Origin of the sequence: Rubrivivax gelatinosus (assembly GCF_016583785.1) — a bacterium.
GTDB lineage: Bacteria > Pseudomonadota > Gammaproteobacteria > Burkholderiales > Burkholderiaceae_C > Rubrivivax > Rubrivivax gelatinosus_B.
The window spans coordinates 82,795-91,946 of record NZ_NRRU01000001.1 but is presented as its reverse complement, the minus strand read 5'-3'; the positions used below and the strand labels follow the sequence as shown (position 1 = coordinate 91,946).

The 9,152-nt window shown below is 65.7% G+C and carries 16 protein-coding genes; all 16 read right to left on the bottom strand.

Features of this window, described 5'->3' with window-relative positions:
- Positions 1–66 precede the first annotated feature (66 nt).
- Complete coding sequence (locus CKO43_RS00540; RefSeq protein ID WP_242481010.1) at positions 67–1,047, bottom strand: hypothetical protein; 981 nt, start codon at positions 1,045–1,047, stop codon at positions 67–69.
- Positions 1,048–1,283: 236 nt separating this feature from the next.
- A complete protein-coding gene (rplQ, locus tag CKO43_RS00535; protein WP_200225888.1) occupies positions 1,284–1,679 on the bottom strand; it encodes a 50S ribosomal protein L17 in 396 nt (131 codons plus the stop codon).
- Between the two features lie 141 nt (positions 1,680–1,820).
- A complete protein-coding gene (locus tag CKO43_RS00530) occupies positions 1,821–2,807 on the bottom strand; it encodes a DNA-directed RNA polymerase subunit alpha (protein WP_200225885.1) in 987 nt (328 codons plus the stop codon).
- A 161-nt stretch (positions 2,808–2,968) separates the two neighbouring features.
- Positions 2,969–3,592 carry a 30S ribosomal protein S4 gene (gene rpsD, locus CKO43_RS00525; RefSeq protein ID WP_200225883.1) on the bottom strand — a complete coding sequence of 208 codons (624 nt, stop codon included), beginning with the start codon at positions 3,590–3,592 and terminating at the stop codon, positions 2,969–2,971.
- A 231-nt stretch (positions 3,593–3,823) separates the two neighbouring features.
- Positions 3,824–4,228, bottom strand: a complete 405-nt coding sequence (rpsK, locus tag CKO43_RS00520; protein WP_200225881.1) for a 30S ribosomal protein S11 — start codon at positions 4,226–4,228, stop codon at positions 3,824–3,826.
- 34 nt (positions 4,229–4,262) lie between these two features.
- Positions 4,263–4,628, bottom strand: a complete 366-nt coding sequence (gene rpsM / locus CKO43_RS00515) for a 30S ribosomal protein S13 (RefSeq protein WP_200225878.1) — start codon at positions 4,626–4,628, stop codon at positions 4,263–4,265.
- Positions 4,629–4,644: 16 nt separating this feature from the next.
- Complete coding sequence (gene rpmJ, locus CKO43_RS00510) at positions 4,645–4,758, bottom strand: 50S ribosomal protein L36 (RefSeq protein WP_009548427.1); 114 nt, start codon at positions 4,756–4,758, stop codon at positions 4,645–4,647.
- Between the two features lie 16 nt (positions 4,759–4,774).
- Positions 4,775–4,993 carry a translation initiation factor IF-1 gene (gene infA / locus CKO43_RS00505; protein WP_009855680.1) on the bottom strand — a complete coding sequence of 73 codons (219 nt, stop codon included), beginning with the start codon at positions 4,991–4,993 and terminating at the stop codon, positions 4,775–4,777.
- A gap of 6 nt (positions 4,994–4,999) precedes the next feature.
- Positions 5,000–6,310 (bottom strand): preprotein translocase subunit SecY, encoded by a 1,311-nt coding sequence (secY, locus tag CKO43_RS00500; RefSeq protein ID WP_200225876.1) that lies wholly within the window; start codon positions 6,308–6,310, stop codon positions 5,000–5,002.
- 14 nt (positions 6,311–6,324) lie between these two features.
- Positions 6,325–6,756: a 50S ribosomal protein L15 gene (rplO, locus tag CKO43_RS00495; protein ID WP_200225873.1), complete on the bottom strand. Its 432-nt coding sequence runs from the start codon at positions 6,754–6,756 to the stop codon at positions 6,325–6,327.
- Entirely contained in the window at positions 6,756–6,938 is a 183-nt protein-coding gene (rpmD, locus tag CKO43_RS00490; protein WP_200225871.1) for a 50S ribosomal protein L30, read from the bottom strand. The genes rplO and rpmD overlap by 1 nt, the downstream gene beginning before the upstream one ends.
- Positions 6,939–6,958: 20 nt before the next feature.
- Positions 6,959–7,477, bottom strand: coding sequence for a 30S ribosomal protein S5 (gene rpsE / locus CKO43_RS00485; RefSeq protein ID WP_200225869.1), 519 nt, complete (start codon positions 7,475–7,477; stop codon positions 6,959–6,961).
- A 22-nt stretch (positions 7,478–7,499) separates the two neighbouring features.
- Positions 7,500–7,856: a 50S ribosomal protein L18 gene (gene rplR, locus CKO43_RS00480; RefSeq protein WP_200225866.1), complete on the bottom strand. Its 357-nt coding sequence runs from the start codon at positions 7,854–7,856 to the stop codon at positions 7,500–7,502.
- Positions 7,857–7,866: 10 nt separating this feature from the next.
- Positions 7,867–8,400, bottom strand: a complete 534-nt coding sequence (gene rplF / locus CKO43_RS00475) for a 50S ribosomal protein L6 (protein ID WP_200225864.1) — start codon at positions 8,398–8,400, stop codon at positions 7,867–7,869.
- A gap of 16 nt (positions 8,401–8,416) precedes the next feature.
- Positions 8,417–8,812 carry a 30S ribosomal protein S8 gene (gene rpsH / locus CKO43_RS00470; RefSeq protein WP_200225861.1) on the bottom strand — a complete coding sequence of 132 codons (396 nt, stop codon included), beginning with the start codon at positions 8,810–8,812 and terminating at the stop codon, positions 8,417–8,419.
- 28 nt (positions 8,813–8,840) lie between these two features.
- Positions 8,841–9,146: a 30S ribosomal protein S14 gene (gene rpsN / locus CKO43_RS00465; RefSeq protein ID WP_200225859.1), complete on the bottom strand. Its 306-nt coding sequence runs from the start codon at positions 9,144–9,146 to the stop codon at positions 8,841–8,843.
- Between the last annotated feature and the right edge of the window lie 6 nt (positions 9,147–9,152).

Below are 9,152 nucleotides of genomic sequence, written 5' to 3'. Positions count from 1 at the left end.
TAACACGGTTTCGGTGCAGCGCGCCAGTATTGCATCGCGCTCGTCTTATTGGCCCCGGGTTGAGCCTCAGACGCTGTAGCGGCTGACCCAGTGGAAGTACATCGCCCACACGTGCAGGCAGGCCAGCGCCACCGGCAGCAGCCAGAGCGCGAACGCTGCGGCACGACCCGGCCAACCGGCCCGCGGCGCCGCGCCGATGACACGCGCGCCGAGCCAGGACGTCCAGCACAAGCCCGCAGCCAGCAGAGCGGCCCGCGCTGACGGCAGCCAGTCGAGTGCAAGGCCTTCACCGCGCAGGTACAGCGCCGTCGGCTGGGTCAGGCCCAGAACGAGCAGCACGCCGGCCAGCGGCAGCAGGCTGCGCGCCAACGCCCGCCGGTCACAGCCGGCGAGGCGCCCGGCTGCCGTCAGCACGGCACACACTGCTGCGCCGATCGCGGCGCCGGCAGTCATCCAGGCGGCGAAGCTCAGGCCATCCAGCCAGGCGAAGTCGCTGGGCTGCATCGGCCAGCGCGCAAGCCAGAACTCGGCCAGCGCCTGACGCAGGGCAACGAAGCCGGGATTCAGCGTCGATTGGAACCAGGCCGGGGCGAGGCCGTACAGGGTGGCGACGAGCAGCAGCGCTTGCTGCTCGCGCACGCGCCGCTGCAAGGCCAGCGCGGGCAACAGCACCGGAACCATCAGTCCCCAGGCCAGGTAGCGCAGCACGAGCAGCGCACGGTCGCCGGCGTCTGCCCGGGCGGCGGGTTTGGGTAGCACCGCGTCCGGCGCAGCCAGGCCGCCGGCGTCGTCCGGCGAGCAGACCTCGCCGGCCATGAAGCTCGCCGCGCCCCAGCCGTCCGAGAACAAGCGCAACTCGGCCTGCGGTTGCGGCAGGACGACCGGCAGCACGATCGCCAGCATCAGCAGCGCCAGCACCACGAACACGCGCGCCGGGCGCCGCAGCCGCGCCGAGACGGCAGCGACCAGCGTCCGCCAACACGCCGCCGCACCGTCACCGGATGCACGCAGGTCGAGCCGGTCAGCTGCTCCGCTCAGGTTAGCCATGATGGATAGAGTTGCGGTTGCGACGCATTCTCACCGGCTGGCTGAGCTACACCTAGACGGAGAACAAACGTGACGGTTTTGCCGGGAGGTGGAAGCAGCGCTGGATGCTGCCGCGAGGCACGCGTGCGAGGGCATGAGCACCACCCGCGGCCGGCTGGGGGCCGGCGCAACGCCGCGTTGCGCGGCGCTGCTGGACACCGCGGGCAACCCGAAGGCCGCCCGCCGTGCATGCAGCCTTATTCGGCCGCTTCGGTCGTGGTCTCTTCAGCCACTTCCGGACGATCGACCAGTTCGACGAAAGCCATCGGCGCGTTGTCGCCGACGCGGAAGCCCATCTTCAGGATGCGGGTGTAGCCGCCCGGACGCGCGGCGTAGCGCGGGCCCAGTTCGTTGAAGAGCTTGGTCACGACTTCGCGGTCACGCGTGCGGTCGAAGGCGAGGCGGCGGTTGGCCAGCGTCGGGGTCTTGCCCAGCGTGATCAGCGGCTCGACGACGGCGCGCAGTTCCTTGGCCTTGGGCACGGTCGTCTTGATCGCTTCATGGCGGATCAGCGAGTTGGCCATGTTGCGCAGCATCGCCAGGCGATGGCTGCTGGTGCGGTTGAGTTTGCGGAGTCCGTGGCGGTGGCGCATGGCGCGTTCCTTTGGTTATCAGACCCCGGCCGTATCAGGTACCGGGGCGGGACCGGGGCACTGGGCCCCTATCGACACCGCGGCTCCCGTACGGGAGCCGCAGCGGTATGACGGCAACGGGCCGCTCACGGCCCGTCGATCTCAACGCTTGTCGAGACCTTGCGGCGGCCAGTTTTCCAGGCGCGCGCCCAGCGTCAGGCCGCGCGAGGCCAGCACTTCCTTGATCTCGTTGAGCGACTTGCGACCCAGGTTCGGGGTCTTCAGCAGCTCGGTCTCGGTGCGCTGGATCAGGTCGCCGATGTAGTAGATGTTCTCGGCCTTCAGGCAGTTGGCCGAACGCACCGTCAGCTCGAGCTCGTCGACCGGACGCAGCAGGATCGGGTCGAAGTTCGGCGTGCGCTGCGGCTGCGGCTCGAAGATGTCGCTGACCTGGCCTTCGAGCTGCGCGAACACGGCGAGCTGCTCGACGAGGATCTTGGCCGACTGGCGGATCGCTTCTTCCGGCGTGATGGCGCCGTTGGTCTCGATCTCCATCACCAGCTTGTCGAGGTCGGTACGCTGCTCGACGCGGGCGTTTTCGACCGCGTAGCTGACGCGGCGCACCGGCGAGAACGAAGCGTCGAGCACGATGCGGCCGATGGCCTTGGTCGGCTCGTCGCCGTAGCGGCGCAGGTTGCCCGGCACGTAGCCGCGGCCCTTCTCGACCTTGATCTGCATGTCGAGCTTGCCGCCTTGCGACAGGTGCGCGATCACGTGATCCGGGTTGATGATCTCGACGTCGTGCGGGGTCTGGATGTCGGCCGCGGTGACCGCGCCTTCGCCTTCCTTGCGCAGCACCAGCGTGACTTCATCGCGGTTGTGCAGACGGAACACCACGCCCTTCAGGTTGAGCATGATGTGGACGACGTCTTCCTGCACGCCGTCGATCGCGGAGTACTCGTGCAGCACGCCGGCGATCGTGACCTCCGTCGGCGCATAGCCCACCATCGACGACAGCAGCACGCGCCGCAGCGCGTTGCCCAGCGTGTGGCCGAAGCCACGCTCGAACGGTTCGAGCACCGCCTTGGCGCGGTAACCGCCGAGCGGCTCGACGTGGATGGCCTTGGGCTTCAGAAGAGTGGTTTGCATGGAGTGTTTGGTTTCCTGTCAATACCCTCGGCTCGTTACACCGATAAGGCTGATGGACCGCCGGGCTTTGTCCTGGAGCCGCTTCGCGCCCGGCAGGCGAAACGCCCGGTATTGGGAACGGCCGCAAGCGCGACGGCCGGCAGGTGCCGGCCGCGGGGGCTTTAGCGGCTGTAGAGTTCGACGATCAGCGCTTCCTTGATCTCGGCGCCGAACTGGTCGCGGTCCGGGACCTTCTTGAACACGCCTTCCATCTTGGTGGCGTCGACCTGCACCCAGTCGCAAAGGCCAACGCTCTGCGCGAGCTTCAGGGAGTCCTGGACGCGCAGCTGGTTCTTCGACTTCTCGCGCACCGCGACGACGTCACCGGCCTTGACCACGAACGACGGGATGTTGACGACCTGGCCGTTGACCGTGATCGCCTTGTGCGACACCAGCTGACGCGATTCGGCACGGGTCGAGCCGAAGCCCATGCGGTAGACGACGTTGTCCAGGCGCGATTCCAGCAGCGCCAGCAGCGTCGAGCCGGTATTGCCCTTGCGGCGCTCGGCTTCGGCGAAATAGCGGCGGAACTGGCGCTCGAGCACGCCGTACATGCGCTTGACCTTCTGCTTTTCGCGCAGTTGGACGCCGTAGTCGGAGGTGCGCGAGCCGCTGGTGCGGCCGTGTTGGCCAGGCTTGCTGTCGAACTTGGCCTTGTCCCCGATCGAGCGGCGAGCGCTCTTCAGGAACAGGTCGGTGCCTTCACGGCGGGAGAGTTTGGCCTTCGGGCCGAGATAACGTGCCACTTGCTTTGTCCTTGTCTTATGCTGACGCGGCGGACCCAGCCGTCAGACGGCGGAGCCCCGCGCAAGTCCTGCACCGACGACCGGAGTCGTGCATGAGGTGCGGACGGTGGGCTTGGGTTGCAAGGCTGCTTGCCTTGAGGAAAACAGCCGGCGCGCACTTGTCCGTGCCGCCGGCTTACGGGAAACCGCGAATTCTATCACCGGCAGGAACAACCTGCCGGCGTTCACCGCTCAGATGCGACGACGCTTCTGCGGGCGGCAGCCGTTGTGCGGGATCGGCGTCACGTCGCTGATCGACGTGATGCGGATGCCGAGCGAGGCCAGCGCACGAACGCTGGACTCACGGCCCGGGCCCGGGCCCTTGATGCGCACGTCCAGGTTCTTGATGCCCTGTTCCTGCGCGGCACGACCGGCGTTCTCGGCAGCGACCTGCGCGGCGAACGGCGTGCTCTTGCGCGAGCCCTTGAAGCCTTGACCGCCGCTCGAGGCCCACGCCAACGCGCCGCCTTGGCGGTCGGTGATCGTGATGATGGTGTTGTTGAACGACGCGTGCACGTGGGCAATGCCGTCCGCAATGTTCTTGCGGATCTTCTTGCTGACGCGGCGCGCGGCGTTGTTGACGGGTGACTTGGCCATGTGTGGATCTTCCTGTCTCGTGCGAGGCGGCGGCTTACTTCTTCAGCGCAGCGGCACCCTTGCGCGGACCCTTGCGGGTGCGGGCATTGGTGCGGGTGCGCTGGCCGCGCACCGGCAGGCCGCGGCGGTGACGGAAGCCGCGGTAGCAGCCGAGGTCCATCAGACGCTTGATGTTGATCGACAGCTCGCGGCGCAGGTCGCCCTCGATCGTCAGGCGGCCGATCTCCTCGCGGATCTTCTCGAGCTCGCCATCGTTCAGGTCCTTGACCTTCTTCGAGTACGGGATGCCCGCTGCGTCGCAGATCTTCTGCGCCGTCGTACGGCCGACGCCGTAGATCGAGGTCAGGCCGATTTCCGCATGCTTATGCGGCGGGATGTTGATGCCGGCGATACGTGCCATGTTCTTCCTCTGACTATCAGCCTTGACGCTGCTTGTGGCGCGGGTCGGTGCAGATCACGCGCACGACGCCCTTGCGTCGGATGATCTTGCAATTGCGGCACATCTTCTTGACCGAAGCTGCGACTTTCATGGTCTTCTCCTTGACCTTACTTGGCGCGGAACACGATCCGCGCGCGACTCAAATCGTAGGGGGTGAGCTCGACGGTCACCTTGTCACCCGGAAGGATGCGGATGTAGTGCATCCGCATCTTTCCGGAGATGTGCCCGAGCACCACGTGCCCGTTTTCCAGCTTGACCCGGAAGGTGGCATTGGGGAGGTTTTCAAGGATCTCCCCCTGCATCTGAATGACGTCGTCCTTGGCCATCTCGCATCAGCCCGCCTTGAAGTTCGCCTTCTTGAGCAGGCTCTCGTACTGCTGGCTCATGACATAGCTCTGAACCTGGGCCCAGAAATCCATCGTCACAACCACGATGATCAGCAGAGACGTGCCACCAAAGTAGAACGGAACGTTGTACTTCAGGACCAGGAACTCGGGCAGCAGACACACAGCCGTGATGTACACCGCGCCGGCCAGCGTCAGACGCGACAGGATACGGTCGATGTACTTGGCCGTCTGTTCGCCCGGACGAATGCCCGGAATGAACGCGCCACTCTTCTTCAGGTTGTCGGCGGTCTCGCGGCTGTTGAACACGAGCGCCGTGTAGAAGAAGCAGAAGAACACGATCATGCTGGCGTACAGCAGGACGTAGATCGGCTGCCCCGGCGACAGCGCGCTCGAGATGTCCTTCAGCCAGCGCATGCCTTCACCGGTGGCGAACCAGCCGACGATGGTGGCAGGCAGCAGGATGATCGACGACGCGAAGATCGGCGGGATCACGCCCGACATGTTCAGCTTCAGCGGCAGGTGCGACGACTGGCCACCATAGACCTTGTTGCCGACCTGGCGCTTGGCGTAGTTCACCAGGATCTTGCGCTGGCCGCGTTCGACGAACACGACGACGTAGGTCACACCGATCACGACTGCCGTGATGAACAGGCTGGCGATGATGCTCATGGCACCGGTGCGAACCAGTTCGAACAGGCCGCCGATGGCGCTCGGCAGACCGGCGACGATGCCGGCGAAGATCAGGATCGAGATGCCGTTGCCCAGGCCGCGTTCGGTGATCTGCTCGCCCAGCCACATCAGGAACATCGTGCCGGCCACCAGGCTGACGACCGCCGTCATGCGGAAGCCGAAGCCGGGCGACAGCACCAGGCCCTGCGAACCTTCGAGCGCCAGGGCGATGCCCAGGCTCTGGAAGATCGCCAGGAACAGCGTGCCGTAGCGCGTGTACTGCGTGATCTTGCGTCGACCGGACTCGCCTTCCTTCTTCAGCGCCTCGAGCGAGGGCACGACGTAGGTCATCAACTGCATGATGATCGACGCCGAGATGTAGGGCATGATGCCCAGCGCGAAGACGGTGAAGCGCGACAGTGCGCCGCCGCTGAACATGTTGAACAGGTTCAGGATGCCGCCGCCCTGACCCTTGAACAGCTGCTGCAGCTGGTTCGGATCGATACCGGGCACGGGAATGTGCGCACCGATGCGGTAGACCACCAGGGCCAGCAGCAGGAAGATCACCCGGCGACGCAAGTCGCCGAACTTCCCACTTTTGGCCAGCTGGTTAGCGGAGGTTGCCACGGGCTAGGTGTCCCTCAGGCGAACGTGCCGCCGACGGCCTCGATCGCAGCCTTGGCGCCGGCGGTCGCGCCGATGCCCTTGAGCGTCACCTTGCGGGTGAGCTCGCCGCTCTTGACGACCTTGACGTGCTTGACGATCTGGCGCACCAGGCCGGCAGCCTTCAGCGACAGCAGGTCGACCTCGTCGACGCCCAGCGCCTCGAGTTCGCCCAGCGTGATCTCGCCGTTGTACTTCAGCTGCTGGGACTTGAAGCCACGCTTGGGCAGGCGACGCTGCAGCGGCATCTGGCCGCCTTCGAAGCCGACCTTGTGGAAGCCGCCGGCGCGGGACTTCTGGCCCTTGTGGCCACGGCCCGCGGTCTTGCCCAGCCCCGAACCGATGCCGCGGCCGACGCGGCGACGCGCCTTCTTGCTGCCCTCGGCGGGCTTGAGGTTGTTGATCTGCATTACAGCACCTTCACCAGGTACGAGACCTTGTTGATCATGCCGCGCACCGCGGCCGTGTCTTCAAGCACGCGTTCGCTGTTGAGCTTGCGCAGGCCCAGGCCGCGGACGGTGGCGCGATGCGACTCGCGCGTACCGGCGACGCTGCGGACCAGCTTGACCTTGAGGGTCTTCTTGTCGGACATGAGGCTTCTCCGGCGCGGTGTCAGTTGAAGAGGTCTTCGACCGACTTGCCACGCTTGGCGGCCACTTCGGCCGGCGTGGTGGAGCGCTTCAGCGCGTTCAGCGTCGCGCGCACCATGTTGTACGGGTTCGTCGAGCCGTGGCTCTTGGCGACGATGTCGGTCACGCCCATCACTTCGAAGACGGCGCGCATCGGGCCGCCGGCGATGATGCCGTCACCGGGCTTGGCCGGGGCCATCAGGACCTTGGCCGCACCGTGTTCGCCGTCGACCTTGTGGTGGATCGTGCCGTTCTTCAGCGCGACCTTGACCATGTTGCGGCGAGCCGCTTCCATGGCCTTCTGCACGGCGACCGGCACTTCCTTGGCCTTGCCCTTGCCCATGCCGATGCGGCCATCGCCGTCACCGACCACGGTCAGCGCCGCGAAGCTCAGCGTGCGGCCACCCTTGACGACCTTCGTGACGCGGTTGACCGCGATCATCTTTTCCTTCAGACCGTCGTCATTGCCTTCGGTCTGCTGGCGGGGAGTGAACTTTGCCATTTCGAGTCTTCCTTTGCGCCCGTCAGAACTGCAGGCCGGCTTCGCGAGCCGCTTCGGCCAGCGCCTTGACGCGGCCGTGGTAGGCGAAGCCCGCGCGGTCGAACGCGACCTTCTCGACGCCGGCAGCCTTGGCCTTCTCGGCGATGCGCTTGCCGATCAGCGCGGCGGCCTCGGCATTGCTGCCCTTGGCCAGCTGCTCGCGGACTTCCTTCTCGGCCGTCGACGCGCTCGCCAGGACCTTGCTGCCGTCCTCGGAAAACACGCTGGCGTAGATGTGCAGGTTGGAGCGGAAGACGCTCAGCCGGGCCACGCCTTGCTGCGCAATGCGCAGGCGGGTCTGGCGCGAACGACGCAGGCGCTGTTCCTTCTTCGTCATCATGGTGCGCTCCTTACTTCTTCTTCGTCTCTTTGAGGATCACGCGCTCGTCCGCATAGCGGATGCCCTTGCCCTTGTACGGCTCGGGCGGACGGAAGGCGCGAACCTCCGAGGCGATCTGGCCGACGCGCTGACGATCGGCACCGGAGATGACGATTTCGGTCTGGGTCGGAGTCGCCACCTTGATGCCTTCGGGCATCTCCTTGACGACCGGATGCGAGAAACCGATCTGCAGGTTCAGCTTCTGGCCCTGTGCCTGAGCACGGAAACCGACGCCGACCAGGTTCAGCTTCTTCTCGAAGCCCTTGCCGACGCCGTTGACCATGTTGGCCACCAGCGCGCGCATCGTGCCGCTCATCGCGTCGGCTTCGGTGCTGTCGTTGGCGGGCACAAAGCTCAGCTTGCCGGCTTCGTTCGTGATCGTCACGAGCGGGTTCAGGTCACGCACAAGCGTGCCGTTGCTGCCCTTGACGGTGATTTTTTCGGCCGAGATCGCGACGTCCACGCCTTGCGGGACGGCGACCGGCATCTTTCCTACGCGGGACATGTCGTTCGTCCTTGGTTTAGGCCACGTAGCAAAGCACTTCGCCACCGACACCGGTCTGGCGAGCCTTGCGGTCGGTCATCACACCCTTGGGGGTCGTGACGATCGCAACACCCAGGCCATTCATGACCTGAGGGATCGCGTCGCGGCCCTTGTAGATGCGCAGGCCGGGGCGGCTGACGCGTTCGATGCGCTCGATGACCGGGCGACCGGCGTAGTACTTCAGCGAGATCTCGAGTTCGCTCTTGCCGCCTTCGCCACGGATGACAAAGCCGTCAATGTAGCCTTCGTCCTTCAGGACTTGGGCGATCGCGACCTTGAGCTTCGACGACGGCATCGTGACCACGGCCTTCTCAACGCTTTGGGCGTTGCGAATGCGGGTCAGCATGTCGGCGATGGGATCACTCATGCTCATAACAAATCTCCTTCGCGGCTTCCCGGGGTCACCAGCTGGCCTTGACCATGCCGGGGATGTCGCCCTTGAAGGCGAGCTCGCGGATCTTGTTGCGGCCCAGGCCGAACATGCGGAACGTGCCGCGCGGACGACCGGTCAGGGCGCAACGATTGCGCAGACGGGTCGGGTTCGCGTTGCGCGGCAGCTTCTGGAGTTCGAGGCGGGCGACGTAGCGCTCCTCGTCAGAACGTTGCGCATCGTCGATGATGGCCTTCAGCTCGGCGTACTTCTTGGCGTACTTGGCGACCAGCTTCTCGCGCTTTTCCTCGCGCTGCTTGAGGGACGTTTTGGCCATGGCTTG

Coding starts and splice junctions, on each gene's coding strand:
- CKO43_RS00540 (WP_242481010.1), bottom strand. CDS start 1,047: ATGGCTAACCTGAGCGGAGCAGCTGACCGGCTCGACCTGCGTGCATCC.
- rpsN (WP_200225859.1), bottom strand. CDS start 9,146: ATGGCCAAAACGTCCCTCAAGCAGCGCGAGGAAAAGCGCGAGAAGCTG.
- CKO43_RS00530 (WP_200225885.1), bottom strand. CDS start 2,807: ATGCAAACCACTCTTCTGAAGCCCAAGGCCATCCACGTCGAGCCGCTC.
- rpsE (WP_200225869.1), bottom strand. CDS start 7,477: ATGGCAAAGTTCACTCCCCGCCAGCAGACCGAAGGCAATGACGACGGT.
- infA (WP_009855680.1), bottom strand. CDS start 4,993: ATGGCCAAGGACGACGTCATTCAGATGCAGGGGGAGATCCTTGAAAAC.
- rpsK (WP_200225881.1), bottom strand. CDS start 4,228: ATGGCCAAGTCACCCGTCAACAACGCCGCGCGCCGCGTCAGCAAGAAG.
- rpmD (WP_200225871.1), bottom strand. CDS start 6,938: ATGTCCGACAAGAAGACCCTCAAGGTCAAGCTGGTCCGCAGCGTCGCC.
- rplF (WP_200225864.1), bottom strand. CDS start 8,400: ATGTCCCGCGTAGGAAAGATGCCGGTCGCCGTCCCGCAAGGCGTGGAC.
- rplR (WP_200225866.1), bottom strand. CDS start 7,856: ATGATGACGAAGAAGGAACAGCGCCTGCGTCGTTCGCGCCAGACCCGC.
- rpmJ (WP_009548427.1), bottom strand. CDS start 4,758: ATGAAAGTCGCAGCTTCGGTCAAGAAGATGTGCCGCAATTGCAAGATC.
- rpsH (WP_200225861.1), bottom strand. CDS start 8,812: ATGAGCATGAGTGATCCCATCGCCGACATGCTGACCCGCATTCGCAAC.
- rplQ (WP_200225888.1), bottom strand. CDS start 1,679: ATGCGCCACCGCCACGGACTCCGCAAACTCAACCGCACCAGCAGCCAT.
- rpsM (WP_200225878.1), bottom strand. CDS start 4,628: ATGGCACGTATCGCCGGCATCAACATCCCGCCGCATAAGCATGCGGAA.
- rplO (WP_200225873.1), bottom strand. CDS start 6,756: ATGCAGATCAACAACCTCAAGCCCGCCGAGGGCAGCAAGAAGGCGCGT.